This is a genomic window from Nonomuraea sp. NPDC049486 (assembly GCF_040676925.1).
GTDB lineage: Bacteria > Actinomycetota > Actinomycetes > Streptosporangiales > Streptosporangiaceae > Nonomuraea > Nonomuraea ferruginea.
The window spans coordinates 617,336-642,569 of sequence record NZ_JBFAPV010000002.1; the positions used below are offsets into that span (position 1 = coordinate 617,336).

Sequence of the window (25,234 nt, forward strand, 5' to 3'; positions counted from 1 at the left end):
CGAGGCGTGCGTGCCGCCCCGGCTGGAGCGGCGAACGGCCGTCTCCCGCGTGTGTTTCGGCTCCCGTTCAAGCGGCGGACGGCCGTCCCCGGCGCGTGTGCCGCCCTGGTTGAGGGCGGCACACGCGCCTGGGCGTGGGCGGCACCCATGCCTGGGTGTGGGTGGCGCGTTCTTGGCAGGCGTCTGGGGGGTCGCCCTGGGGCTGCCGTCAGGCGTTCGGGGGGTTGGTCTCCAGGGACTCGCGGAGGGCTTTGTCGCGCTCGGCGGTCTCCGGGGTGAGGGAGGTCTCCGGCATGTCGGCCGCGTCGAAGACCTCCCAGAGCTCCAGGCCGACCCCCTCGCCGCCCTCGGGGACGGGGACGCGCAGGGCCCATTCGACGGCCTCTTCGCGGGACTTGACCTGGATCAGCCAGAAGCCGGCGATGATCTCCTTGGTCTCCGCGAAGGGCCCGTCGATGACCTTGGGCTTGCCGGGGCCGTAGGCGATGCGGGCGGCGCGGGAGCTGGGGGCCAGCCCTTCCGCCGCCAGCAGGACGCCGGCCTTGGCCAGCGACTCGTTGTAGGCCATCATGTCGTCGACGAGCTGCCGGCTCGGCATGACGCCCGCCTCGGTCTCGGCGCTGCCCTTTCCGATGATCATGAACTTCACGGTGCTTCTCCTTCGAATCCCGGTCTCGCCGACGCGTCGAACGAGCGGCGTCCGCATCGACACCTCAGGGATTCTTCCGGACAATCAGGCGGCGTACTCGGGGTAGCCGTAGCCGACGACCTGAGACTTGGGACGGATGCGCTCCTCGACGAGCCCGTTGCCGGTGTTGCCCTCGATCGTGGAGATCGTCCCGTCGCGGTTGTCCTTGACCACGAAGCCCACGTGCTGGATGGAGCCGAGGCTCTTGCTGCCGTTCCAGGCGAAGAAGACCACGGCGCCCGGCTTGGCCAGGGTGCCCCAGCGGCCGTTGTTCTGGAACCACCGCGCGTGCGTCACCGTGTAGGCGTCCCAGCCCACCTGCGCGCGGGCGCCGGTCTGCTCGCCGACCCAGGAGACGAACATCGCGCACCAGGGGGCGTTCAGGTAGGCGGCGGGGTGGCCGCCGTCACGGGCGATGGTCTCCTGGGCGCGCTGCGAGTTCGCGTACCACTCCTGGAACTTCGTGCCGCCGCCCCGCGCGTTCTCCCTGATGCCGATCTGCTCCCTGGCCAGGGCGAGCACCTGGGCTGCGGTGACGTCGATCTTGTCCTTCTCGGCGGGCTTCGCCTCCTGGGAGGCGGTCTGGCCGGCCTCCGCCTGGGCCGTCAGCGAGAGATCGTCTCCGTTGACCGGGTCGGCGTGGGCGGGGAGGGCGGAGCCCATGAAGCAGGCGACGAAGGTGGCGCCGAGGGCGGCGCGGACGTAATGCGGTTGGGTGGCACGGGGGAGGCGATGCATGACCATCGAGGGGATGTACTCCTTGCTTCCATGCCGCTTACCGGGTTAGCTGACGGGTTCGGGCGTGGAAGCTGCCCTACGGCGCGCGAGGCGCCGATTCACCCCGGAAGAAGTGGGTCCCCGGTTCCGCGCAAGGCGGATTCAGCGGTCGCAGGACGATCCTGCGATACGACGGTGTTCTCGGACACGACCGGGCAAACCGGACGTATGCCGTGAATGCGGAGTAAAGTAACGCATCTGGCAAGAAACTGGCAAGTCTTCAAAGCCGCGGCTAGCGGATCTGCGCCCGCGCCTCCGCCAGAACCCGCATGATGGCAAGGCTCTCGTCAAGCGGCATGATCTCGCTCTCGGTACGACCCCGCGCCAGGCAGTCGCGGACCTCGCGCAGCTCGCCCGCGTACCCGTTGTCCGCCGGATCGTCGAGCGCGTGCTCCTCCGGCTCCATCCCCGGCCCGCTGAGCACGACCCGCCGCGGAGCCCAGAACGGGGCGTCGATGTCGGCCCGCATCCCGGTGCCGACGACGGTGGCGTCGTTGGAGTAGGCGCCGAGCAGCGAGCACTCCACCAGCGCCCGCCTGCCGCCCGGATAGCTCATCAGCCCGCCCGCCTCGGCGTCCACGCCGCCCGGGGACAGCGAGCCGGTGATGCGCGTGCTCTCCGGCGTTCCGAGGAACAACTGGGCCAGCCCCATGGGGTAGATGCCCAGGTCGAGCAGGGCGCCGCCGCCCAGCTCCGGCGCCCAGAGCCGATGCGCGGGATCGTACGGGTGCGCGAAGCCGAACGAGGCGCGCACCGAGCGGATCTCGCCGAAACGCCCGTCGCCGGCGAGCATGCGGATCAGCGGGTTGAACCGCATCCACATCGCTTCCATCAGGAAGACCCCGGCCTCGCGGGCCAGCCGGACCATCCGTTCGGCGTCGGCCGTGGTGGCGGCGAGCGGCTTCTCGCACAGCACGGCCTTGCCCGCCGCGATGGCCGCCTCGGCCACCTCCAGGTGCTGGGCGTGCGGGGTGGCGACGTAGACGGCGTCCACGGCCGGATCGGCGCACAGCTCGGCGTAGGAGCCGTGGGCGGACTCGGCGCCCAGTGTCGCGGCCAGCGCCTTGGCCCGGCCCAGGTCGCGGGAGCCGACCGCGGCCACCCTCATCCCCGGCTCGGCGGCGATGACGGCGCCCACTGTCCTGGCGATGCCGCCGGTCGCCGCGATGCCCCACGATAAGTCACGCACGCGGAAGATCGTACAGATTCATCCGCGAAAGCGATATGTGAGGCGAATTCACCCGCTGGTCTCGGGGTCGAGCCCGAGGCGGCGGCCGGCGTTCATCGCCCCGATCGCGGCCATGTCCTCGCGGTCCAGGATGAAGTCGAACACGTCGATGTTCTCCTTGATCCGCGACGGGGTGACCGACTTCGGGATCACCACGTTGCCGATCTGGATGTGCCAGCGCAGCACGATCTGCGCGGGCGTGCGGTTGTGCTTGTCCGACAGCACCGCCAGCGCCGGGTCCTCCAGCAGGCCCCGGCCGGAGCCGAGCGGGCTCCACGCCTCGGTGAGGATCCCGTTCTTGTCGTGGAACTCGCGCATCTCGTGCTGCTGGAAGTACGGGTGCAGCTCGATCTGGTTGATGCAGGGGACGATGTCGGTCTCGTCCATGAGCCGGGTGAGCGTGCCGACCGTGAAGTTGGACACGCCGATAGCCCTGGCCCGGCCGTCCCGGTAGATCTTCTCCAGGCCGCGCCAGGCCTGGACGTACTTGTTCTGCTTCGGCGCCGGCCAGTGGATCAGGTAGAGGTCGACGTGGTCGAGGCCGAGCCTGGCCAGGCTCTCGTCGAAGGCCCGCTCCACCCGGTCGTGATCGGAGTTCCACAGCTTGGTGGTGACGAAGAGCTTCTCGCGCGGGACGCCGGAGGCGCGCACGGCCCGGCCGACGCCCTCCTCGTTGCGGTAGAGCGTGGCCGTGTCGATGTGGCGGTAGCCGGCCTCGAGCGCGGTCAGCACGGCCCGCTCCGCCTCGTCGTCGGTCACCTTCCAGACGCCGAGGCCGAGTTGCGGGATCTCGACACCGTCTCTGTAAAGCCGTAGCGAGTTCATACTTCCCATTGTTCACGTCTCGTTCCGCACGGCTTAAGCCGCCCGGGCTAGCTTGAAGCGGTCGTGAACGGGCCATCACCTGGCTGGGAGAGCAAACGTGGTCAAACAGGCGTCGGCCTGGGTGGAATCCCCGCTCCAGATGCTGTGCGCCGTCGAGGCCCATCACGCGGGGCTGCTCGGCCCGGCCACCACTGTGGTGCCGCGGGCGCGGCTGCGCGCCCTCAAGGCGACCGGGCGCGAGCTGCGCGGCCTCGACCTGCCCGCCGGGCTGGAGCTGGCCGAGCCGAGCGAGCGCATGCCGCGCCGGCCGGCCGTCGTCGGCGACGCCTTCTCCGGCCGGGTGCAGCTGCGCTGGCTGGCCGCCTTCCCCGGCAGGGTCGTCGTGGTGGACGACGGCATGGCCACGATCCGGCTGCTGGAACTGCTCGCCGCGAAACCGTACCGGCCGCTGCTGCGAGCCCGCGCCCAGCCGGGCGCGCTGCGCGCGGCGCTCGGGCTGGCCGCCGCGATCAGGCTGCGCGCGGGCGGGGTCACGGTCTTCACCGCGCTGCCCGTCCCGCCTCACCTGGCGGAGGCGGTCCGCCGGGCGGGCGTCGACCTGGTACGGCACGAGTTCGCGTGGCTGCGCGGCCAGCCGCCCAGCGAGCCGGGGCCCGCCGAGCGGACGGTCGTGCTCGGCACCTCGCTGGTGCGCAACGGGCTGGTGCACCGTGAGCGCTACCTGCGCTGGCTGACCGACCTGGCGGCCGAGGAGCCGCTCGCGTACTACCCGCACCGGCGGGAGGACCCGGTCGACGTCGCGGTCATCCGCGAGCGGCCCGGCATCACCGTGCACGACGGCGGCGCGCCCGCCGAGCTGACGCTGCGCGGCCTCGACCCGGGCCAGCGGGTGGTCAGCCTGCCGTCGACCGCGATCTCCTCGCTGCGGGTGCTGCTCGGTCCGCGCGGAGTGGCGGTGGAGCCGGTGGACGTGCCCGACGACTGGTGGACGAGCAGGGCGGCCCCCGCGCTGCGCTCGCATCTGACAGGAGTGACAGGAGTGACCGGTTGAGAGTGCTGGCGGTGGCCGACTCCGACTCGTACCTGAAGTGGGCGGCCTGCCTGCTCCAGGACCTGCCGGACGGCTGTGACACCGAACTGGTGGTGGTGCGCACCCCGATCGCGCCGTCGGCCGAGCAGATCGCCGCCGCCGTGGGGGACCGGCCCGCGCCGCCGGTGCTGAGCGCCCGCGCGCTGCGCCGCCTGGCGGAACGGTCCAGGCCCGACGTGATCCTGGTGTCCTGCACGGGTCCGGTCGTGGACGTGCTGGTGTCCGGCGTGCTGGACGGGCTGCGCCCGCGGCCGGTGTTCGCCACCGGGCTGCCCGGCATCTCGGTGCCCGCGACGGAGAAGGCGTGGCTGTTCCGCAGCGGCTGCGACCTGTTCGTGGTGCACAGCGAGCGCGAGGTGGCCGAGTTCGCGGCCATCGCGGCCCGGCTCGGCGGGGGAGGGGCTGTCGGCCTGGCCAGGCTGCCGTTCCTGCGGCCCCGGCAGGAGCGGTCCGGCGGCGACCGGGTGGTCTTCGCCACCCAGGCCAAGGTGCCGAAGGCGCGCGAGGACCGCGAGCGGATCCTGCTCGCGCTGGCCGAGCTGGCCGTCCGCGAGCCCGGCCTGGACGTCGTGGTCAAGCTGCGCGCGCTCGAAGGCGAGCGGCAGACCCACCGCGAGCGTCACCACTACCAGAAGCTCTGGCGGGAGCTGGGCGAGCCTGGCCGGCTGCGGTTCGCCGCGGGGTCGATGCAGGACCAGCTCTCCCGGGCGGCCGGGTTCGTCACCGTCAGCTCCACGGCGGCGCTGGAGGCCATCGCCATGGGCGTGCCGTCGCTGGTGCTGAGCGACTTCGGGGTGAACGCGGAGACGATCAACCTGGTGTTCGAGGACAGCGGCCTGCTCGGCACGCTCGACGACCTGACCGAAGGCGGCTTCCGGCAGGCCGACCCGCGATGGTGTGCGGCCAACTACTTCCACCCGGACGAGCGCGGCGACTGGACCGGGCTGCTGACCGGGCTGGTGCTCTCCCGCTCCCGGGTGCCTGCCGTCTCCCTGCTGGACGGCCCCGAGCACGCCGCCGCCCGCCGCCGCGCCCGGCTGCGGGTCGAGGTGCCGCCGAACATGCTGCGCGCCGGCTACCGCGCCAAGCGACGCGTCCGCCGCTACCTCAAAGTCCTGACCTGACGCGGACGGCGCGGAGGTCGCCGCAGGTGGAGCGGGGTCAGCGGGTGGTTCGGAGTTTTCTGCGCAGGCGGTCCAGCGGGCCCGGCGGGGGCTGCTCGGGCCTGCCGGGCTTGTCGAGGAGGCCCAGGGCCTCCAGGCGCCTGCGCTTGAAGTAGCGGGCGTCGAAGGAGAAGCCGTCGGGCCGCAGGTCCGGGTACGCCTCGGCCTGCATGCAGTAGCCCACCGCGCGGACCAGCTCCGGCAGGTCGGCCGCGGGCGGCTCGTCGACGAAGCCGTCCTCCGACAGCCGGGGGAGCAGCGCGTCCACGATGGTGGCCGGGATCCGGTTGCTGTTCTCGTACGGGGTCAGCCGCTCCAGCACCAGGCCGGTGCCGTGGGAGACGGCGCGCAGCCCGTAGTGGCGGCGCGCCGTCACCAGGGCGGTGGAGAAGCAGCCCACCACCAGCTCCGGCCGGAGCGTGGCGAAGCAGACCTCGGCGGGCACGCTCTCCCCGGCCACCGTCACCTGGACGCCGAGCGGCCCGGCGGCGGCGCGCAGCAGCCGGGCGTGCTCGCGCCCCGCCGAGGGATGCGGCTTGAACAGCACGCCCGTGTAGCCGCGGGCGGCCAGGCCGCGCAGCATCGCCTCGTGCAGCCCGGCCTCCTCCTCGGGGGTGACGACGCCGAGCGCCGACAGGTACTGCCCGAGGATCATCGCCTGGCCGCCCGCCATGGCCGGCGCGGTCGCGGCCACCTCGCGGACGACCGACAGGAACGGCTCCTCCGGCAGCCTCACGGCCGGCACCCCGTACTCGGTCAGCAGCAGCGGCGCCAGCCCCGGCACCAGGTCGAGGTGGAGCAGGCGGGTGACGCGGTGGGAGATCTCGGCGGGCAGCGGGTCACGGGTCGGTCCGTAGCTCATCAGCCCGTCGGAGTAGACGGTGATCGGGCAGTCGCGGACCAGCCCGGCGATCGTGCGGGCGGGCGCGACCGCGATCGACTCGACCACCAGCTCGTCGACCACGTCCAGCCGCAGGTGGGAGCGGACCAGCCGCTCCAGCATCGGCGCCTCGACGATCCTGGGTCGCCACTCCGCCGGATGCAGCGGCGCGATCAGCTCGTTCCACGAGCGCACCTCGTCGAACCGGGAGGCGAGCGCGGCGAAGCCGGGGGTCGCGTCCAGCGGCGTGGAGACCTCGGGGACCGGCGTGTTGGACGACACCAGCAGCACCCTGCGGCCGTCCCCGAACAGGCCGGCGTCGATGCCCGCCGCCAGCGACATCGCGCCGAACAGCGTCGAGGCGTAGAAGACCGTCGTCGGGTGGCTGGTCATGAATCCTCCCCATCGGGGCGCGGCCCGCGGGCCGGGACGGGCAGACCGGGCAGCAGCTCGCGCAGCACGGCCGAACGCTCGGCGGGCATCGCCGCCGCGGCCTCCGCCACCAGCTCGCGCGGCAGCGCCTGCGCCATCCGCGCGCCGCGCTCGGTGAACCGGGCCCGCAGCTCCGGCGGGAACCGGTCCGCGAGCTCCAGGTGGTGGGCGAGCAGACCGCAGAAGTTGCGCACCGCCTTCGGCAGGTACTTCTCCTCCAGGTCCGCGAAGACCAGCTCGAACGCGTCGAAGAAGTGCAGCTGCCGCTCGTCGCCCACCTGGGTGAGCGAGCCGGCCACCTGCCGCCGGTAGAACACGCCCGCCATCGACACCGCGGCGAACGTCACCGCCTCCCGGTGCAGCCGCCAGATCCACGGCCGGTCCTCGGCGGTGTGCAGCCCGGACGGGAAGCGCAGCAGGTCACCCAGCGACCGCCGGTAGACGCCCGCCCAGGCGTACGGGTAGTCCACCATCGTGCGCGCGCCCGCCGGCAGGATCGCCCCGCGCGGGTCGAGCACCGCGCCCCGCCGCGCCGCGGGAGCCCGGTGCACGACCCGCTTGCGGCCCTCGACCTGTACGTGGTCGGCGCGTACGAAGTCGCAGCCGAGCCCGTCGATGACCGCGACCAGCCGCGCCAGGTAGCCGGGAGCCAGCCAGTCGTCGCCGTCCAGGAACGTGACGTACCGGCCTGAGACGGCCGAAAGCCCGGCGTTGCGCGCGTCCGCCAGCCCGAGCGGCTCGGGGTTGCGGATCACGGCGAGTCCGGGCAGGTCGGCGCGGAAGTCCTCGACGACGGCGGCGGTGCCGTCCACCGACCCGTCGTCGACCACGACGAACTCGAAGCCGGGCCGGAAGTTGCGGGCCAGCGAGACGAGCGCGTCGGAGATGAAGCGCTCGCCGTCGCGGACCGGCACGATGACCGAGAGGGTGATCACCGAGGTCAGACGGTGATCCGGCGCAGCCGCGCCTTCGGGGCCTCCTCGCCGGGGAAGACCCGCTTGACGCCGTCGCCCATGGCCTGCTCGATGATCCGGATGTCGCGCACCAGGTGCTCCAGGCCCGACGGCTCCAGCGAGGCGGCGTGGTCGGAGCCCCACATGGTGCGGTCGAGGGTGATGTGCCGCTCCACGCAGACCGCGCCGAGCGTCACCGCGGCCAGCGAGATCTGCAGCCCTCGCTCGTGCCCCGAGTAGCCGACCGGCACCCCGTACCGCTCCTTGAGGGTGGTGATCGTGCGCAGGTTGGCCTCCTCGGGAGGCAGCGGGTACGTGGACGTCGCGTGCATCATGATCAGCTTCTCGGTGCCGAGGATCTCCACGGCCTCGTCGATCTCCCGCAGCGTGGACATCCCGGTCGACAGGATGATCGGCTTGCCGGTGGCGGCCAGCGCGCGCAGCAGCTGGTGGTCGGCGACGCCGGCCGAGGCCACCTTGTGCGTCAGGACGTCCATGTCCTCCAGGAACTCCACCGACGGCACGTCCCACGGGGAGGCGAACCAGTGCAGGCCGCGCTCGTCGCAGTACTCGGCGATCTGCCGGTACTCGTCGGCGCCGAACTCGGTGCGCTCCTTGTACTCCAGGTACGTCATCTCGCCCCACGGCGTCTGCCGGATCTGCCCCTTCTGCGCCTCGGGCACGCAGATGGCCGGGGTGCGCTTCTGGAACTTCACCGCCTGGCAGCCGGCGTCGGCCGCCACGTCGATGAGCCGGCGGGCGATGTCGAGGTCGCCGTTGTGGTTGATGCCGATCTCGCCGATCACGTACACCGGCTCGCCGTCGCCGACCGGCACGTCCCCGATGGACACCGGGCGGAACCTGAGCCGCGGCGGCGCGGCCGGAGCCGGCTCCTCCAGGACCGGCCGGGCCGCGACCACCCGGTCGCACAGCTCGCGCACCGCGCCGTCGCCGCCCGCCCTGGTCAGCACCACCCGGGCCGCGGCGCGCACCCGCGGGTGCGCGTCCGGCACCGCGACCGGCCAGCCCACCTCGGCCATCGGGCCCAGGTCGTTGACGTCGTTGCCGACGTACGCCACGCGGGCCGGGTCGAGGTTCTCGATGGCGAGCCAGTCGCGCAGCACCGTCCGCTTGTCGGCCAGGCCCTGCAGCACCGGCACGCCGAGCTTGCGCGCCCTGGCCGCCACCACCGGGTTGTGCTCGGTCGACATGACCAGCACCTTCACCCCGGCGCGGCGCAGCAGCGACACGCCCATCCCGTCCGAGCGGCTGACCAGCACCATCTCGCGGCCCTCGGAGTCGACGTAGGCGCGGTCGTCGGTGTGCACGCCGTCGAAGTCGGTGATGACCGCGTCCACGTCGATCGGCTCGGGCGCGTCCACGAACGGGGCCAGCGCCCGCACGATCTCCAGGTCCTCTGGTGTGTCCACCTCGACCGCGTGCCGGGCGGGCACCGCCTGCACGGCCACGTCACCGAAGAAGCGGTGGCCGCGCTCGCGGAACCCCGCCGCGCGCATCACGTAGAAGGCGCCGGTTTCGCGGAACTGCGGCTCCATGTCCTGCCTGCGCGGCCGGGACGCCGGGTCGTGGTTGACGCCCGCGCCGGCCGGGGTCCACAGGAACTCGTGCGTCGGCGTACCGGAGAAGACCGCGTCGGCCTCGCCGTCGAGCACCCGGCGCACGGCCGCCGACAGGTCGGCGGGATCGATGAACACGCTCGTGCACTGCACGAGCACGACGACCTCGGGGTCCTCGCCCAGGGCGTCGAGGGCGTGCAGCACGGCCGACTCGCTGGAGGCCGTGGCGCCGCTCAGCTCGGCCGGCCGCTCCACCACCCGCGCGCCCGCCCGCTCGGCGGCCTCGGCGATGCCCGGGTGATCGGTGCTCACCACCACCTCGTCCACCAGCTCGGCCTGCAGGCACGCGCGGACCGCGCGAGCCACGAGCGGGGTGCCCCCGACGGGGGCGAGGTTCTTCAGTGGTACGCCCGCCGAACCTCCACGGGCGGGAACTACGGCCAGGACTCGCAACGTATCTCCTCTATCCTCCGGGTTGCATCCAGAAGCTAGAGGCGCTGGTTGAACTGGCAGCGTCCCCGTTCTTAACTTTCCGGGGGCATCGGGTTGCGTCACCCGGGCCAGGTGGCCGGCAGGCGCAGCACGAACCTGGCGCCGTGCGGGCTGTCCTCCACCCGGATCTGCCCGCCGTGCGCGAGCGCCACGTCGCGGGCGATCGCCAGGCCCAGCCCGGTGCCGCCCGCGTCCCGGCTGCGGGCGGCGTCCAGCCGGGTGAACCGCTCGAAGATGCGCTTGCGGTCGCCGACGGCGATCGGCGCGCCGTCGTTCTCCACGCAGAGCACGGCCTGGCCGTCCTGCCGCCGCACCTCGACGGACACCTGCTTCTCGGCGTGCCGCTGGGCGTTGTCCAGCAGGTTCGTCAGCACCCTGGCCAGCTGGAGCCGGACGCCGTGCACGGTGACGCCCTCGGCGAGCTCGGTCCTCACCGGGACCCTGTCCGTGCGCCTGGTGAGCTCCTGGCGGACCAGCTCGGCCAGGTCCACCTGCTCCCTGGCGGCGGCGTCCTCGCCGGAGCCGATCCTGGCCAGCAGCAGCAGGTCGGTGATGATGGCCTCCAGCCGGTCGGTGTCGCGCAGCGCGGACTTCACCAGCGTCCGCACGTCGGCCTCGTCCGGGTAGAGCTGGGCGCTCTCCAGCTGGGCGCGCAGCCCGGCGATCGGGGTGCGCAGCTCGTGCGAGGCGTCGGCGGCGAACTGGCGCTGCTGCAGCCCGGCGCGTTCCAGGCGGGCCAGGGTGCCGTTGACGGAGCGGGCGAGCTGCGCCACCTCGTCGTCACCCGGCGGCTCCGTCACCCGGCGGCTCAGGTCGCGGGCGGTGATGTGGTCCAGCTCCCGCCGCATCCGCGCCACCGGGCGCAGGGCCGAGCCGGTGACCACCCAGGTCGCCCAGGCGGTGAGCGCGAGGATCGCGGCGAGCTGGACGGCCGCGCTGATCTCCATGCTCCGGGTGGAGAGCAGGGGCGGGGTGCGCCGCGCAGCGTAGACGATCGGCGCCTCGGCGGACAGGCCGGCCCGCATCACGGTGATGTGCATACACATGGCGGGCAGGCAAGCGGTGACGTCGACGTCCCGGCCGCCCGGCCGCGGCCGCACGCCGCTCAGCATCGGCAGTTTCCTGGCCGCGTCGCTCGCCGCGAGGATCCGGCCGTCGTGCGCGACCAGCTGGATCAGGTCGACGTCGCTGTCGAGCACCGGCAGCCCGTGGCCGGCCCCCAGCTCGCCGCCGCGCACCCGGGCGGCGATGCGGGCGGCGGTGTCTCCCGTGGAGTCCCAGGTCGCCTGCGCGATCAGATGGCGGGTGATGAGGACGCCCGCGATCGCCACGGGGGTGAGCACGAGCGCGGCGACGACCGTGGCGATGATGGTGACGCGTCCCCGCAGGGATCGGGCCCACAGGCGCACCTCACCGACGCTACCGACCGTATTCTTCGCGGACTGCCGCGCCGAGGGAAAGAAAGGTCAAATGCTCCCGATCCTCATCAGAGGCGGGCCCGCACCGGCCGGCGCGGGAGAATCGGGTGGGACCCCGCCGGCTTCCGCCGGGTGGGGATGCAAGCTTGCCGAAACTTGCATACCGGTCGGACGCTGGAGGTTGAGCCTCTCCGGAATGCCTCTGGATGAGGATCGGGTAACGCCCTCTTGCAAAATCTTCCAAAAATTGCAAAATCCAGCTAACGTCCCGGAAACAAGAGCCGCGAAAGCGGTCGATCACTGATCTTTCGGGAGGTCTCATGAGCAAGCGAGCCCTGGGCGTGGCCGCTCTCGCGACGCTGGCCTTAACCGCCTGTGGCGGCTCCGACCCCGCTGCCCCCTCCGCGGCGCCGAGCGAGTCCGCCTCGGCCGCCCCCGCGTCGGGCAACCTCGTCATCTGGGCCGACCCCAACCGGGTCAAGGCCCTCACCCCCTTCGCCGATCAGTTCGGCACCGAGAACGGCGTGACCGTCGAGGTGAAGGAGATCAGCAAGGACAACCAGCAGACCTTCCTGACCGCCTCCCAGCAGGGCAGCGGCCCCGACGTCATGGTCGGCGCGCACGACTGGATCGGCAACCTGGTGCAGAACGGCGCCATCGAGCCGGTCAACCTGACCGAGGAGCAGAAGGCGGCGTTCTCCGACATCGCGATCAAGGCGGTCACCTTCGACGGCCAGATCTACGGCGCCCCGTACGCCGTCGAGAACATCGCCCTGATCCGCAACACCGACCTGGCCCCCGACGCGCCCGCCACGATCGAGGACATGGTGGCGACCGGCAAGAAGCTCAAGGACGACGGCAAGGTCCAGGAGATCCTCTGCCTGCCCGTGGCCCAGAAGGGCGACGCCTTCCACGTCTACCCGCTGTTCGCCGCCGGCGGCGGCAAGCTGTTCGGCTCCACCCCGGCCGGCGACCCCGACCCCAAGCAGGTGCTGGTCGGCTCCGAGGGCTCGGTCAAGGCCTTCGGGAAGCTGCGCGAGCTGGGGGAGAAGGGCGACGGCGCGCTCAAGACGTCGATCACCAACGAGAACTACATCCCCAGCTTCGCCGGCAAGAAGTGCGCCTTCCTGATCTCCGGCCCGTGGGCCATGACCGACGTCAAGAAGGGCGGCTTCGGCTACGACATCACGCCCGTCCCTTCGTTCGAGGGCGGCGAGCCCGCCACCCCGTTCGTCGGCGTCCAGTCGTTCTTCGTCGCGGCCAAGGGCCGGAACAAGACGCTCGCCCAGGAGTTCGTCACCAACTACGTGACCAACAAGGACGTCGCCAAGGCGCTGTACGACGCCGACCCCCGGCCTCCGGCGCTGACCGCCGCCCTGGAGGAGGTCAAGGCGGCCGACGCCGACGCCGGCAAGTTCATGGACGCCGGCAAGGACGGCATGCCGATGCCCGCCATCCCGGAGATGCAGGCCGTGTGGGAGCCGTTCGGCATCGCCGAGGCGGGCGTGGTCAAGGGCGGCGACCCGGCCAAGGCGGCCGCCGCCGCGCAGAAGACCATCGACGGCTCGCTCAAGAACTGACGCCCCATGTCGCCCGACGTGCGCGAGACCGCGGAGGCGTCACAGGCTCCGCGGCCCCGCCGCAACATCACCACCGCCTTCGTGGTGAGCAGGATCGCGGTGCTCGCCGTCGCCGCCGCGATCCTGCTCTACGCCGCGCCGCCGCTGGTCGCCACCGGGTCGTGGATCGGGCTGGCCGTGCTGCTCGGGGCCACCGCCGTCATCGGCTACCTCTACCTGACCCGGCGGTACGTCCCGGCCAAGTATCTCGTCCCCGGCACCGTCTTCCTCATCGCCTTCCAGGTGTTCCCGGTGCTCTACACGGTGACCACCGCCTTCACCAACTTCGGCGACGGCCACCGCGGTGACAAGGCGGCGGCGATCACCGCCATCGAGCGCGGCTCCGTACGGCAGGCGCCCGGCTCGCCCGAGTACCAGCTCACCACCGCGCTGCGCGGCGGCGAACTGGTGTTCCTGCTCGTCGACCCCGCCACCAAGCAGGTCCGGCTCGGCGACGCGGGCGGGCTGTCGCCGCTGCCCGGCGCCGAGGTCGGCGTCACCGGCAAGGTGTTGCGCGCGCCCGGCGTCACCGTGCTGACCGCGCCGCAGGCCGCCGCCCGCGGCGAGGAGATCGCCGCGCTGACCGTGCCCACCGACGGCGGGGCCATCAAGGCCAACGGGCTCAGCCGCGCCGTCGAGGGCAGGGCGGCGCTCGTCTACGACGCGGGCTGCGACTGCATGCGGGGCGAGGGCGGCCCGTGGCGCGCCGACGGGTCGCAGGGCTACTTCGTCAACGCCGCCGGCGAGCACCTGGCCCAGGGCTGGCAGGTCAACGTCGGCCTGGCCAACTTCGCCAGGGTGCTGACCAACCCCACGATCTCCGGCTACTTCCTCGGCGTGTTCGGCTGGAACGCGGTCTTCGCGCTGGCCTCCGTAGCCGGCACGTTCGGGCTCGGCATGGCCGTCGCGCTGGCCCTGCACCACCCGCGCATGCGCGGCACCAAGGCCTACCGGATCGCGCTCATCCTGCCGTACGCCATGCCGTCGTTCGCGATGCTGCTGGTCTGGCGTGACATGTTCAACCGCGACTTCGGGCTGGTCAACCAGATGCTCGGGCTGAACGTGGACTGGCTCGGCGAGGTGACCACCGCCCGGCTCGCCGTCGTCCTGGTCAACCTGTGGCTGGGCTTCCCGTACATGTTCCTGGTGACGACCGGGGCCCTGCAGGCGATCCCGCGGGAGCTGACCGAGGCCGCCGCCATCGACGGGGCCACCCCGTGGAAGGCGTTCCGGCGGGTGACGCTGCCGCTGCTGCTGGTGGCGCTGACGCCGCTGCTCATCTCGTCGTTCGCGTACAACTTCAACAACTTCAACGCCATCCAGCTCACCACCGAGGGCGGGCCGTTCCCGCCGGAGAACCCGCAGGTGGGGGGCACCGACCTGCTCATCACCTACACGTTCAGGCTGGCCTTCGGCACCGGCGGCGCGCAGTTCGGCTTCGCGGCCGCGATCTCGGTGTTCATCTTCGCCATCGTGGCGATCGTCTCTGCCGTGGCGTTCCGCCGTACCCGCAAGCAGGAGGAGGTGTACGCGTGAAGCTGGCGCTCAGGCACGCGTTCGTGCTCGCCGTGTGCGCGTTCGCGATCTTCCCCATCCTGTTCGTCGTCTCGGCGGCGATCAACCCGCTGGGCACCCTCGCCTCGACCGAGCTGCTGCCGACCGGAGCCGGCCTGGACAACTTCGGCGAGCTGATGACCTCGGACGTCTACCCGTTCGGCCGGTGGTTCTTCAACTCGGTGTTCATCGCGCTGCTGTCGTCGTTCGCCAGCCTGCTGCTGTCGATGTTCGCCGCCTACGCCTTCAGCCGGATGCGCTTCGCCGGGCGCCGGGTCGGGCTGCTGGCGCTGCTGCTCATCCAGATGTTCCCGCAGTTCCTGGCCATCGTGACGATCTTCATGATCTTCACCAGGGTGACCGAGCTGTACCCGGCGTTCGGCTTCGACACCGTGTGGGGGCTCATGCTGCTCTACCTGGGCGGCGCGCTCGGCGTGAACACCTGGCTGATGAAGGGCTTCCTGGACACCGTGCCGAAGGAGCTCGACGAGGCCGCCACCGTGGACGGCGCCACGCACGCGCAGGTCTTCTGGAAGGTCATCATGCCGCTGGTCACGCCGATCCTCGCGGTCACCGCGCTGCTGGCGTTCATCACCACCATGAGCGAGTTCCTCATGGCGAACGTCTTCCTGCGCGACCCGGAGAGCAAGACGCTCGCCGTGGGCATGTACGGGATGATCGCCGGCGACCGGCGCAACGAGAACTTCGGCATGTTCGCCGCCGCCACGCTGCTCACCGCGATCCCGACCGTCAGCGTCTTCCTCTGGCTGCAGAAGTACATCGTCTCCGGACTCACCTCCGGCGCCGTCAAGGGGTGACTCATGCGCTTCCTGGATCTGCCGCACCACGACGGCTCCCCGCTGTACGTCTCCACGCAGGCGCCCGAGCCCGGCGCCCCGGTGACGCTCTGGCTGCGCGCCCCGCGCGCCGCCGGGATCACCGCCGCGCACGTGCGCGCCGTCCACGACGGCGAGCCCCGCTACGCCCGCGCCGCGCCCGACCCCGCCAGGACCGGCCGCCCCGTCGGCGGGTACGGGGCCGGCGACGACTGGTGGCGGGCCGAGGTCACCCCGGTCAACCCGGTCACCCGCTACCGCTTCCTGCTGGAGACCACCGGCGGCCAGGCGTGGCTGACCGCCGCCGGGCTGTTCGCGCACGACGTGCCCGACTCCGGGGACTTCCGCCTGGTCTGCCACGAGCCGCCCCCGGCGTGGATGGCCGGCTCGATCGTCTACCAGATCTTCCCCGACCGGTTCGCCCGCTCGGGCCCCATGCCGGACCCGGCCCCGGCATGGGCGCTGCCCCGCGACTGGGACCGCGACCCGGTCATCCCCAGCGGCCCCGGCACCGCCGAGCAGTTCTACGGCGGCGACCTCGACGGCGTCGTCCGCCACCTCGGCCACATCGAGAGCCTCGGCGCCGACACCGTCTACCTGACCCCGATCTTCCCGGCCCGCTCCAACCACCGCTACGACGCCGCCGACTTCGACCGCGTCGACCCGCTGCTCGGCGGCGACGCCGCGCTGCGCCGGCTGGCGGACGCGCTGCACGGCCGCGGCATGCGGCTGCTCGGCGACATCACCGCCAACCACACCGGCGACGCCCACGCCTGGTTCACCGCCGCCGTCTCCGACGTGCGCGCCCCCGAACGGGACATGTACTACTTCGACCCCGACACCGGCGACTACGAGTCCTGGTGGGGCTTCAAGTCGCTGCCCAAGCTCAACTGGGGCAGCCCGCTCGTCCGCGACCGGATGCGCCAAGTGCTCACCCGCTGGACCGGGCCGTTCGACGGCTGGCGGGTGGACGTGGCCAACATGACCGGCCGGTTCGGCGCCGACGACCACAACCACGAGGCCGCGGCCCTGCTGCGCCGCGCCCTGCCGCCCGGCGCCGCGTTCGTCGCCGAGCACAACCACGACGCCTCGTCCGACCTGGACCGCGACGGCTGGCACGGCACGATGAACTACGGCGGCTTCACCCGCCCCGTCTGGTCCTGGCTGCGCGCCGGCACGCTCGGCCTGGAGCACTTCCTCGGCGTGCCCGGCGGCGTGCCCCGCCGCGACGGCCTCGCCGCCCTGGCCACGCTGCGGTCCTTCGCCTCGCACATGTCGTGGCGCTCGCTCGTGCACTCCTGGCAGCTGCTCGACTCGCACGACACGCCGCGGATCCGCACCGTCACCGGCTCGCGCGAGCGCCACCTCGTCGCGCTCGGCCTGCAGGCCACGCTGCCCGGCACGCCCATGGTGTTCGCCGGCAGCGAGTTCGGCCTCACCGGCGTCAACGGCGAGCACTCCCGCACCCCCATGCCCTGGAACCGCCCCGCCGACCGGGACCCGGCCACCCTCGCCGCCTACCGCGACCTGCTCGGGCTGCGCCGCCGCGAGCCCGCGCTGCGCCACGGCGGGCTGCGCTGGCTGCACGCCGACGCCGACTGCCTGGTGTTCGCGCGCGAGACGTACGAGGAGACGCTGCTCGTGTGCGCCCGGCGCGCACCGGGGGCTCCGCTGGCCCTGCCCGCCCGCGCCGACCTCGTCCATAACGGCGGCGACACGAATGACGGAACAGGTGATGGACCGTCGCTGTCCGTGTGGCGGGTCATCAGCCGATGACGCTACGGTTGGGGCCGCCCCGTCAGAGTTGATCGAGTTATAGGTGTGCCCGATGAGGTTGCTGTCCGTGGCCGTCCTGGCTTCGCTCCTGCCCGCCCTGCCGCTGCCGGCCCAGGCGGCCGCACACGCCGGCACCACCTACTACGTGGACTCCAAGGCGGGTGACGACGCCGCCGACGGCACCGCCGCCGACCGGGCGTGGCGGTCGCTCGACGCGGTCAACGCCGCCGACCTCAAGCCCGGCGACACCGTCGCCGTCAAGCGCGGCAGCAGCTTCACCGGCTCGCTCGTACTCGCCGCGAAGGGCACCGCCCGCTCGCCCATCACCGTCAAGGCCTACGGCAAGGGCGCGCTGCCCAGGATCGGCGGCCGGGACGCCAACTGCGTGGTCGTCTCCGGCGACCACTGGCGCATCAGCGGCCTGCGCGCCACCGACTGCGCCTGGGCGGGATTCGAGATCAAGGGCGACCACAACGTGCTGTCCAAGGTGCAGGCCGACCGCAACGTGACCGGCGCGACCGTCACCCCCAGCGGGTCCCGCAACACGATCAAGGACAGCACCTTCACCAGGAACAACCGGATGAGCGTCAACGACAAGGGCGGCGACAACGACTCCGGCGCCTTCGGCATCCTGCTCAACGGCGACGACAACCTCGTCACCGGCAACACGATCACCGGCAGCCACGCCAAGAGCTACGACTACGGCGTCGACGGCGCCGCCATCGAGATCTTCGGCGGCAACCGCAACCGGATCACCCACAACCGCACCCACGACAACAACACCTTCAGCGAGCTCGGCGCCAAGAAGGGCGACACCGCCACGGGCAACGTGTTCGCCTTCAACGTCGTCACCTCCTCGCTGAAGACCGGCTCCTTCCTCGTCACCCGCGGCGCCCGCCACGTCGTCGGCCCGGTCAAGGGCACCACGGCCGTGCACAACTCCGTCTACATGCCGGCCCGCGACACCATCGGCTGGTCCTGCCACGACGGCTGCTCCCCGTCGATCCTGAAGCTGCGCAACAACGTCATCGTGGTGGGCGGCACGGCCGGCTACGAGGACGCCAAGGGCGCCGACGAGGCGAGCAGCGTCTACAAGGCGCGCAAGGCCGAGTTCAAGCTCGGCTCCGGCTCCGTCATGGCCGACCCGCGCTTCGTCTCGCGGACCAACCTGCGCCTGGCGCCCTCGTCGCCGGCCCGTGGCCGCGCGGTCCGCCTCGGCCCGTCGTGGTTCGGCGGCGCCGCGCTGGCCAAGGACATCACCGGCAAGCCGCTGCCCTCCTCCACCCGCCACGCGGGCGCCTACCAGTAACCTCAGCCGATGCCGTAACGGCTGGACATCCAGTCGTAGACCTGGCGGGCGGCGGGCTCGTCGCCGCCCAGCAGGGTGATCAGCCTGCCGGTGCGGCGGGTCAGCACGCACGCGAAGCTCTCCGCGAACAGCTCCGACACGTCCTGCCGGTACGGCGACTCCAGCCGCGGCCGGCGCAGCGCGTGCAGGAAGGTCCACCAGCGGTCGGCCGAGGGCCGGCCGTCGGAGTGGTCGATGGCGTGGCCCAGTTCGTGACCGCACACGTTGACCGACGGCGAGGGCACGCTGCCGACCGCGATGCGGCGCAGGACCGGGTCGTAGACGCCGGCGCTCCGCTCCCACGTGCCCTCCTGCTGCGGCAGCGGGATGGCGCGCAGCTTCTCGAAGGCCGGCAGGTCAGGAACGGAGCCGGGGCCCACCACCAGGCCGCCGTCGAGGTGGTCGGCCAGGCGGGCGCCCAGGGCGCGCGGCACCGCCGCGAGCGTCATGACGGCCACGAGTGACTCCGGCGGCGGCAGCGTCCCCGGCTCCCACATCCGCGTCAGCCTGTGCTCCAGCACGCCGACATGCAGCCATCCAGGCCATCCTCTGCGCCTCACCGTACCGCGCTCTCTGCAACCGTTCTCAGGCCACCCTCGTGACCGAGATCAATGATTACCTATCCGCGACCCTGTGGTGGTGTCGAAACGGGCGCGATCCGCACGACGCTTCCTGTGAAAGCGACGAGAGGGAGACCCATGGGCTGGAAGATCGAAGTCGTCCCCATCCCCGTCGCCGACGTGGAGAAGGCCAAGGGGTTCTCCAGCGAGCGGCTGGGGTTCACCGTGGACCACGACTCGCGGGTGAACGAGGAGACGCGGGTGGTCCGGCTGACGCCGCCCGGCTCGGGCCGCTCCATCGTGATCGGCGCCCCGCCAGGGTCGGTGCGGGGGGTGCGGATCGTGGTGGACGACGTCGACGCCGCGCGGGAGCTGCTGCTGGAGCGCGGTGTCGAGGTGGGCGCGGTCAAGCACTACGAGCGGGACGGCACGTTCGCCGAAGGGGCGGGGCGGCCGCTGGAACTCGTGTTCTTCGACGACCTCGACGGCGACGGCCGGGTGCTGCAGGAGCGCGCCTGACGGCGGCTTGGCGCAATACGCGGTCAGTCTTGCCCGGTTCTTGGCGGCGTGAACCGGTATGGAAGCTGCATGCTGGGATTAAGCGCAGCAAGCGTGACATATCCGTGGAACATGCCGGAAACCTCTCCGCGGCACTGTGAAAGCCTCGGAAAAGGGGAGGGGCAATGCTGCTGCGACTGAGGGTGTCGCTAGCCGACCGGCCGGGAGGGCTCGGCCAGGTCGCCAAGGTGCTGGGCACGCTGGGCGCCGACATCCTCCAGGTCACCGTGCTCGAACGTGAGATGGGCAGGGCGGTGGACGACTTCGTGGTGTCCTGGCCGGGCCCGGCGGGCGCGGACGAGGTGCGGGAGCGGTTCTCCGCCGTGCCCGGCGTGCGGGTGGAGGGCGTGTGGCCGACCCGCGAGGTCCCCGGCTCCGCGCCCGACTACGACCTGCTCATGCACGTGGCCGCCGAGCCGTCGCGCGGCCTCGCCACGCTGGTGGACGCGCTGCCCGGCCTGTGCGGCGCGGAATGGTCGGTGGCCTACGCCGGCGGCTCGGTGGTGCACAGCTCCATCGCCGCGCCCGAACTCGTCGACCTGCCCGAGCCGCCGCCGCGCGCCGCCACGCTGGACGGCGAGAAGGTGCGGCTCATGCTGCTGCCCATGACCGCGTACCAGCTGCACCTGCTCGTGGCCCGGGCCGACGGGCCCGGGTTCCACCGCGCCGAGCTGGAACGGGCCGTGCGCATCGTGGACGTCGTCTCCGCCCTGGCCGCCCGCGTCTGACCGCCCGTGCGCCCGCGGCCCCGTCCCGCTCCGGACGGACCTCCGGCACCGACCACCCACCGCTGACGCGGATCCGGAAGTCGGACGGTCCTCCGCCACCGACCACCCCGCCTTTTCGTCCACCCACCGCTGAGGCGGACCCGGTAGTTCGTCCGGGATGGGAGGACTGTGGCTTTCGGGAGAAGATTTCGGGGTTGTTGTTGATCGCCGAGCATTTCTCCTATGGGTACGGGTAGGTTTGGGCGGGTGTCAGAAGCCTCCGCTCCGGCCCAGCCACGCCTGGCGTGGCTGGACGCGCTGCGTGGCATCGGCGCGCTGGCCGTGGTCGCCGAGCACATGACCCCGTGGTTCCTGCCTTCCGTGCGCCCGCAGTGGTTCCATCTCGGCGTGTACGGGATCTTCGTGTTCTTCCTGGTCAGCGGCTACATCATCCCGGCGTCGCTGGAGCGGCACGGCGACGTGCGCACGTTCTGGCTCAGCCGCGTGTTCCGCCTCTACCCGCTCTTCCTGGCCGTCGGCCTGCTGGTGGTCGCGTTCCACTGGTGGGTGCCGGTCCGCGAGGCGGTCGAGCGCGACTGGGCGTCGGTCGCCGGCCACGCCACCATGCTGCTCGACGTCGTGGACGTGGCCGGGGTCGCCGACACCATGTGGACGCTCTCGTACGAGATGGTGTTCTACCTGATGGTCACGGCGCTGTTCATGGTCCGGCTGCACCACCGCAGCGGGCTGCTGGCGATGCTGTTCGCGGCCGGGGCGGTGGCGACCGGGGTGCTGATGACGCGGGGGGTGCTGACCGGCGGCTGGGTCGCGTACGTGTCGTGCGCGGTGTTCGTGACCGGCCTCGTCTGCCTGATCACCGGGCGGTTCCGCCGGACGGCCGCGGCCGTGCTGGGCGTGATGGCGCTGACGCTGCTGGTGCTGGGCAGCCGGGTGCCGTGGGTGGGGGTGGCGGTGCTGGCGCTGATGTTCGCCGGCACCGCGATCTACCGCTGGGAGCGGGGCGAGGGCCGGTTGTGGCCGGTGGCGGTCACGCTCGTGGCGGTCGCCTGCGTGCCGTTCTTGGCGATCATGGCCGGGTGGTGGTGGGTCCAGCCCAACATCTGGATCACCACGATCGTGCTCGTGGCCGCCACGTTCGCGGCGGGCATGGCGCTGCGCGGGCGGCGGGTGCCCCGGGTGCTCGTCTGGCTGGGGCTCGTCAGCTACTCGCTCTACCTGGTGCACCACCCGCTGCTGAGGTACTTCACCTGGGTGTCCGGCGACCTCCGGGCGGAGCCGCTGCCCTACCAGCTCGCCATGACGGCGCTGGCGCTGACGATGGTGGTGCTGGTGAGCGCGTTCACGTACCGCTTCGTGGAGCGGCCCATGCAGGAGCTGGGCCGGCGGATCGCGCGGTCGAGGTCGTCCACCGTTCCAGCGCGGGGGCCAGCAGAGGATGCCTCAGCAACGTCCGCCGCACGATAGGGTCCTCCGTCATCAGGAACGCCAGGTGGCGGACCGCGTGCGCGGCCACGTGAGCCACCTCCACCCGCTCCGGCGAGGGCCTGGCGGGAGCCGCGCCCATGGCGAGCTCCAGCCGGGGCAGCGCGACGGCGGGCAGCCACGGCGCGGGGTCGGGGCACACCGCGTAGGTGAGCACGATCTCGCCGCCCGGCAGGTGGCGCCAGCTCGTGGAGTGGACGACGGTGAGCGGGTCGCCGGCGGAGATCCCGCAGACGCGGCGCGCGGCCTCGTCGGGGCTCTCGCCGGGCTCCGGACGCGTCTCGGCGCGCCGGTAAGCCCACGAACTGTCGGCGTCCGCCCTTAGCATGAGCGTCTCGACCCAGACCACGTGTCTTCCCGTCACCGTCCGCAGCTTACTGCCAATCATACGCAATAACGTAAATCCCGCATGTGTGTCGCCTCTCTTGCGGTAGTGGTCGGGAGGCGGACGACGGAAGGGGGAGGGCCCATGCCCGGCTTGCTCGTGCTGATGGGATCGGGAGAGACGAGCCCGACCATGGTGGAGGTGCACCGCGCCGCCGCGCGCCGGCTGCGGCCGGGGGCGCGGGCCGTGCTGCTCGACACGCCGTACGCGTTCCAGGAGAACGCGGCCGACATCTCCGCGCGCGCCCGCCGCTACTTCGCCCGCAGCGTCGGCCTGGACGTCGAGGTGGCGCCCGGCGTCGCCGGCGCCGACTGGGTGTTCTCCGGGCCGGGCAGCCCCACCTACGCGCTCGACCGCTGGACCCACTCCGGCGTGGCCGGCGACCTGCGGGCCAGGGTGCGGGCGCGGTCCGGGGTGACCGTGCTCGCCTCCGCCGCCGCCTGCACGGCCGGCCTGGCGACGGTGCCGGTGTACGAGATCTACAAGGTCGGCGCCGAGCCCTGCTGGCGCGAGGGCATCGACCTGCTGGAGCCGCTCGGGCTGCACGCCGTGCTGATCCCCCATTTCGACAACGCCGAGGGCGGCACCCACGACACCCGCTACTGCTACCTGGGGGAGCGGCGGCTGTCGCGGATGGAGCGCGAGCTGCCGCCGGGCACCGCCGTGCTCGGCGTCGACGAGCACACCGCGCTCGTCATCGACCTGGAGACGGAGGCCGTCGAGGTGGCGGGCCGCGGCGGCGTCACGGTCCGGCTGCCCGGCTCGGTCACCGTGCTGCCCGCGGGCACCCGCACCGGGCTCGCCGAGCTGCGCCGCCTCGCCGAGGGCGGCGCCGGCACGCCCGTCCCGGCCCCGCCGCCGGCGGTCCAGCAGGCCGGGGTGACGCTGGAGGAGACCATGAGTGCCGCCGAGCGCGCCTTCGCCGCGGCGGTGGCCGCGCCCGACCTGGCGGCGGCCGCCCGCGCGGTGCTGGAGCTGGAGGCCGAGATCGTCTCCTGGGCGGCCGACACCGAGGAAGACGCGGGCGGCGTCGACCAGGCCAGAGAGCTGATGCGGCTGCTGATCGCCCGGCTCGGCGAGCAGGCGGCCACGGCGGGCGTCCACACCGTCATGGGGCCGCTCCTGGCGCTCCGCGGAGAGCTGCGCGCCCAGGGCCGCTACGAGGTGGCCGACGCGCTGCGCGAGGCCCTGCTGGAGGGCGGCGTGCTGGTGGAAGACACGCCCGACGGCCCGCGCTGGACGGTCGTGCCCCCGCCGCGCCCTCGGTGAGCCATCGCGGGATCGAACCCCGGGGCGCGCGGGCGCGTACCTGTCTGCGAGGGCTCCGGCGAGGGAGGCGGCGAGGGAGGCGGCGACGTGCGGTGGCTAGCGGCGCGGCTTGTCGATGCGGGCGCCGTCGGGGGTGAAGATCATCAACCGGCTCATGTCCACGCCCACCTTGGCCGCGTCGCCCGTACGCCACACCGGGCGGTTGCCCAGCCGGACCGTCAGGTCGGCGCGGCGGTGCACGCCGTTGCCGACGTTCTGGCCGACCTGCTCCTGTTCCTGCGGCTCCTCCTCGCGCTGCGGGAACATGCGCCGCATCAGCGCGCCGATCCCGCCCGAGGCGGCGTGATGGCCGTTGCGCCCCTCGCGCGGGTCCGGCGGCTCGGGCACCGGCACGGCCGGCACCCCGCACTCGATGTAGGCCATCCACTCGTGGCCGTGATACTCCAGCGTGCGCACCCGCCCGTAGAAGGCCGGTCCGTCGTACGACTCCGGCACCGGCGCCAGCCCGTCCGGCCGCATGCCGACCAGCACCTGCCCGCCGGTGTGCTGCGAGATCGCGTACGCGCGCGGGTCGCTCCACGGGATGGACAGCCGGTGCGGGCCGAAGTCCAGCAGGACGAACTGGTTCTGCGGCGTGTGCACATTGGCCGAGAGCAGGTTGAGCTGCTGGGAGTTGAGGAACGCGGCGACGAAGGCGGTCGCTGGATCGTTGTAAATCTGGGCCGGAGTGCCGACGTCCTGCAGCACGCCGCGGTTCAGGATCGCGATGCGGTCGGCCAGCGTCAGGGCCTCCACCTGGTCGTGCGTCACGTAGATGGTGGTGATGCCGAGCGACCTGACCAGCGCGGAGATCTCCATGCGCAGCTCGGTCCGCATCCCCGCGTCCAGGTTCGACAGCGGCTCGTCCATCAGGAACAGCTTGGGCTGCCTGACGATCGCGCGGCCCATGGCCACCCGCTGGCGCTGGCCGCCGGAGAGCGTTCCCGGCCGCCGCTCCAGGGTCTCGTCGATGTGCAGGGCCTTGGACAACTCGGTGACGCGGTCGCGCACCATCTGCGGGTCCGCCTTGGCGATCTCCAAGGGGAAGGCGATGTTGCCGCGCACGGTCCGGTGCGGGTAGAGGGCGCCGCTCTGGAACACCATGGCCACGTCGCGGTCGCGGGGGGCCACGTGGTTGGCGAGCTGGCCGTCGAGCCAGAGCTCGCCCTCGGTGATGTCCTCAAGGCCGGCGATCATGCGCAGCAGTGTGGACTTGCCGCAACCGGACGGGCCGAGGAGGACGAGGAACTCGCCGTCCTCGGCCCTAAGGCTCAGCTTGTCGACCGCCAGGTAATCACCTGGATACACCTTGGTCACGTTGTCGAGAACGACTGAGCTCATGGGCCCACACCTTGCGCGCGTGTCACCTGTGACGGGGACGGATTGAAGAGGTAGTACATCGCGCATTAACACTGCATGTCCACCCTTGACATAAAAGTTCTGCTGATACCTGGTTTCGGTCGAGAGTTTTGGGGTGCCTTACGCCGTTATTTCCGAAATGTGTTACTTGGAAGGGCTTGCGAAAACTTGCGGTAAGGTCTTTCAATGGTCGGGACT

Annotated in this window: 21 protein-coding genes and 1 riboswitch; of the genes, 11 read left to right on the plus strand and 10 right to left on the minus strand. The window is 72.1% G+C overall.

Annotated elements, in window-relative coordinates; translation table 11 throughout:
* Positions 1–208: 208 nt before the first annotated feature.
* The 4 genes from AB0K05_RS07805 to AB0K05_RS07820 form a co-directional block, all read right to left on the minus strand.
* The gene (locus AB0K05_RS07805; RefSeq protein WP_261808869.1) at positions 209–640 is read right to left on the minus strand and encodes a YciI family protein; all 432 of its coding nucleotides are present in this window, start codon (positions 638–640) and stop codon (positions 209–211) included.
* A gap of 93 nt (positions 641–733) precedes the next feature.
* Complete coding sequence (locus AB0K05_RS07810) at positions 734–1,432, minus strand: CHAP domain-containing protein (RefSeq protein WP_271280208.1); 699 nt, start codon at positions 1,430–1,432, stop codon at positions 734–736.
* A 13-nt stretch (positions 1,433–1,445) separates the two neighbouring features.
* Positions 1,446–1,583, minus strand: a riboswitch (cyclic di-AMP (ydaO/yuaA leader).
* Positions 1,584–1,697: 114 nt separating this feature from the next.
* A complete protein-coding gene (locus AB0K05_RS07815; RefSeq protein WP_271280209.1) occupies positions 1,698–2,654 on the minus strand; it encodes a Gfo/Idh/MocA family oxidoreductase in 957 nt (318 codons plus the stop codon).
* Between the two features lie 48 nt (positions 2,655–2,702).
* Positions 2,703–3,518, minus strand: a complete 816-nt coding sequence (locus AB0K05_RS07820) for an aldo/keto reductase (RefSeq protein WP_364227587.1) — start codon at positions 3,516–3,518, stop codon at positions 2,703–2,705.
* Between the two features lie 97 nt (positions 3,519–3,615).
* Here AB0K05_RS07820 and AB0K05_RS07825 point away from each other — a divergent pair, with 97 nt between their 5' ends.
* A complete protein-coding gene (locus AB0K05_RS07825) occupies positions 3,616–4,569 on the plus strand; it encodes a hypothetical protein (RefSeq protein WP_364227590.1) in 954 nt (317 codons plus the stop codon).
* Positions 4,570–4,571: 2 nt separating this feature from the next.
* Positions 4,572–5,732, plus strand: coding sequence for a DUF6716 putative glycosyltransferase (locus tag AB0K05_RS07830; protein ID WP_364228043.1), 1,161 nt, complete (start codon positions 4,572–4,574; stop codon positions 5,730–5,732).
* Positions 5,733–5,769: 37 nt separating this feature from the next.
* Here the strand turns inward: AB0K05_RS07830 and AB0K05_RS07835 are convergent, their stop codons facing one another.
* The 4 genes from AB0K05_RS07835 to AB0K05_RS07850 all read right to left on the minus strand — a co-directional run bounded on the left by AB0K05_RS07835 (position 5,770) and on the right by AB0K05_RS07850 (position 11,514).
* On the minus strand, positions 5,770–7,044 hold the full coding sequence (locus AB0K05_RS07835) for a polysialyltransferase family glycosyltransferase (RefSeq protein ID WP_364227593.1): 1,275 nt from the start codon (positions 7,042–7,044) through the stop codon (positions 5,770–5,772).
* On the minus strand, positions 7,041–8,018 hold the full coding sequence (locus AB0K05_RS07840; RefSeq protein ID WP_364227596.1) for a glycosyltransferase family 2 protein: 978 nt from the start codon (positions 8,016–8,018) through the stop codon (positions 7,041–7,043). Before AB0K05_RS07840 ends, AB0K05_RS07835 begins: the two co-directional genes overlap by 4 nt.
* 5 nt (positions 8,019–8,023) lie before the next feature.
* On the minus strand, positions 8,024–10,066 hold the full coding sequence (locus tag AB0K05_RS07845) for an N-acetylneuraminate synthase family protein (RefSeq protein WP_364227599.1): 2,043 nt from the start codon (positions 10,064–10,066) through the stop codon (positions 8,024–8,026).
* Positions 10,067–10,164: 98 nt separating this feature from the next.
* Positions 10,165–11,514, minus strand: a complete 1,350-nt coding sequence (locus tag AB0K05_RS07850; RefSeq protein ID WP_271280182.1) for an ATP-binding protein — start codon at positions 11,512–11,514, stop codon at positions 10,165–10,167.
* Between the two features lie 329 nt (positions 11,515–11,843).
* Between AB0K05_RS07850 and AB0K05_RS07855 the strand changes: the two genes are divergently transcribed.
* From AB0K05_RS07855 to AB0K05_RS07875, 5 genes are read left to right on the plus strand one after another with little or no spacing between them, the layout of a single operon-like run.
* Positions 11,844–13,103 (plus strand): maltose ABC transporter substrate-binding protein, encoded by a 1,260-nt coding sequence (locus AB0K05_RS07855; RefSeq protein ID WP_271280181.1) that lies wholly within the window; start codon positions 11,844–11,846, stop codon positions 13,101–13,103.
* Between the two features lie 6 nt (positions 13,104–13,109).
* Positions 13,110–14,678 carry an ABC transporter permease subunit gene (locus AB0K05_RS07860; RefSeq protein ID WP_271280180.1) on the plus strand — a complete coding sequence of 523 codons (1,569 nt, stop codon included), beginning with the start codon at positions 13,110–13,112 and terminating at the stop codon, positions 14,676–14,678.
* The gene (locus tag AB0K05_RS07865; RefSeq protein WP_222709008.1) at positions 14,675–15,514 is read left to right on the plus strand and encodes a sugar ABC transporter permease; all 840 of its coding nucleotides are present in this window, start codon (positions 14,675–14,677) and stop codon (positions 15,512–15,514) included. The genes AB0K05_RS07860 and AB0K05_RS07865 overlap by 4 nt, the downstream gene beginning before the upstream one ends.
* A 3-nt stretch (positions 15,515–15,517) precedes the next feature.
* Positions 15,518–17,308, plus strand: coding sequence for a glycoside hydrolase family 13 protein (locus tag AB0K05_RS07870; protein ID WP_364227604.1), 1,791 nt, complete (start codon positions 15,518–15,520; stop codon positions 17,306–17,308).
* A 52-nt stretch (positions 17,309–17,360) separates the two neighbouring features.
* A complete protein-coding gene (locus AB0K05_RS07875) occupies positions 17,361–18,617 on the plus strand; it encodes a right-handed parallel beta-helix repeat-containing protein (protein ID WP_364227607.1) in 1,257 nt (418 codons plus the stop codon).
* A 2-nt stretch (positions 18,618–18,619) separates the two neighbouring features.
* Here AB0K05_RS07875 and AB0K05_RS07880 read toward each other — a convergent pair whose 3' ends face one another.
* A complete protein-coding gene (locus AB0K05_RS07880; protein ID WP_148032436.1) occupies positions 18,620–19,177 on the minus strand; it encodes a hypothetical protein in 558 nt (185 codons plus the stop codon).
* A 177-nt stretch (positions 19,178–19,354) separates the two neighbouring features.
* Between AB0K05_RS07880 and AB0K05_RS07885 the strand changes: the two genes are divergently transcribed.
* From AB0K05_RS07885 to AB0K05_RS07900, 4 genes are all read left to right on the plus strand, one after another.
* Entirely contained in the window at positions 19,355–19,735 is a 381-nt protein-coding gene (locus tag AB0K05_RS07885) for a VOC family protein (protein WP_364227610.1), read from the plus strand.
* 164 nt (positions 19,736–19,899) lie between these two features.
* Entirely contained in the window at positions 19,900–20,502 is a 603-nt protein-coding gene (locus tag AB0K05_RS07890) for an amino acid-binding protein (RefSeq protein ID WP_187281236.1), read from the plus strand.
* Positions 20,503–20,748: 246 nt separating this feature from the next.
* On the plus strand, positions 20,749–21,966 hold the full coding sequence (locus AB0K05_RS07895; RefSeq protein ID WP_364227613.1) for an acyltransferase: 1,218 nt from the start codon (positions 20,749–20,751) through the stop codon (positions 21,964–21,966).
* Positions 21,967–22,453: 487 nt separating this feature from the next.
* The gene (locus AB0K05_RS07900; RefSeq protein WP_271279750.1) at positions 22,454–23,638 is read left to right on the plus strand and encodes a hypothetical protein; all 1,185 of its coding nucleotides are present in this window, start codon (positions 22,454–22,456) and stop codon (positions 23,636–23,638) included.
* Between the two features lie 96 nt (positions 23,639–23,734).
* Here AB0K05_RS07900 and AB0K05_RS07905 read toward each other — a convergent pair whose 3' ends face one another.
* Positions 23,735–25,018, minus strand: a complete 1,284-nt coding sequence (locus tag AB0K05_RS07905; protein WP_271279751.1) for an ABC transporter ATP-binding protein — start codon at positions 25,016–25,018, stop codon at positions 23,735–23,737.
* Positions 25,019–25,234: the final 216 nt, after the last annotated feature.

Bases quoted from the DNA above. Each gene is read 5' to 3' on its own strand.
- AB0K05_RS07805 (WP_261808869.1), bottom strand. From the start codon at position 640: ATGATCATCGGAAAGGGCAGCGCCGAGACCGAGGCGGGCGTCATGCCG.
- AB0K05_RS07810 (WP_271280208.1), bottom strand. From the start codon at position 1,432: ATGGTCATGCATCGCCTCCCCCGTGCCACCCAACCGCATTACGTCCGC.
- AB0K05_RS07820 (WP_364227587.1), bottom strand. From the start codon at position 3,518: ATGAACTCGCTACGGCTTTACAGAGACGGTGTCGAGATCCCGCAACTC.
- AB0K05_RS07835 (WP_364227593.1), bottom strand. From the start codon at position 7,044: ATGACCAGCCACCCGACGACGGTCTTCTACGCCTCGACGCTGTTCGGC.
- AB0K05_RS07855 (WP_271280181.1), top strand. From the start codon at position 11,844: ATGAGCAAGCGAGCCCTGGGCGTGGCCGCTCTCGCGACGCTGGCCTTA.
- AB0K05_RS07860 (WP_271280180.1), top strand. From the start codon at position 13,110: ATGTCGCCCGACGTGCGCGAGACCGCGGAGGCGTCACAGGCTCCGCGG.
- AB0K05_RS07870 (WP_364227604.1), top strand. From the start codon at position 15,518: ATGCGCTTCCTGGATCTGCCGCACCACGACGGCTCCCCGCTGTACGTC.
- AB0K05_RS07875 (WP_364227607.1), top strand. From the start codon at position 17,361: ATGAGGTTGCTGTCCGTGGCCGTCCTGGCTTCGCTCCTGCCCGCCCTG.
- AB0K05_RS07885 (WP_364227610.1), top strand. From the start codon at position 19,355: ATGGGCTGGAAGATCGAAGTCGTCCCCATCCCCGTCGCCGACGTGGAG.
- AB0K05_RS07890 (WP_187281236.1), top strand. From the start codon at position 19,900: ATGCTGCTGCGACTGAGGGTGTCGCTAGCCGACCGGCCGGGAGGGCTC.
- AB0K05_RS07900 (WP_271279750.1), top strand. From the start codon at position 22,454: ATGCCCGGCTTGCTCGTGCTGATGGGATCGGGAGAGACGAGCCCGACC.
- AB0K05_RS07905 (WP_271279751.1), bottom strand. From the start codon at position 25,018: ATGAGCTCAGTCGTTCTCGACAACGTGACCAAGGTGTATCCAGGTGAT.